This window comes from Pseudomonas sp. USHLN015, assembly GCF_037153275.1.
In the GTDB taxonomy this organism is placed as follows: domain Bacteria; phylum Pseudomonadota; class Gammaproteobacteria; order Pseudomonadales; family Pseudomonadaceae; genus Metapseudomonas; species Metapseudomonas tohonis.
The window spans coordinates 1-223 of the sequence record NZ_JBBCKP010000045.1; the positions used below are offsets into that span (position 1 = coordinate 1).

The 223-nt window shown below is 65.9% G+C and carries 1 pseudogene; it reads left to right on the plus strand.

The features are described 5' to 3' along the window. Positions 1–223: pseudogene (gene glyA, locus WFQ67_RS30265) on the plus strand (serine hydroxymethyltransferase); the annotation flags it as partial.

The following is a 223-nucleotide window of genomic DNA, read 5'->3' on the forward strand; positions in this document are numbered from 1 at the left end:
CGGCGACACCATCCTCGGCATGAGCCTGGCCCACGGCGGCCACCTGACCCACGGTGCCAAGGTGTCGTCCTCCGGCAAGCTCTACAACGCCGTGCAGTACGGCATCGACACAAGCACCGGGCTGATCGACTACGACGAGGTCGAGCGCCTGGCCGTCGAGCACAAGCCGAAGATGATCGTCGCCGGCTTCTCCGCCTATTCGAAGACCCTCGACTTCCCGCGC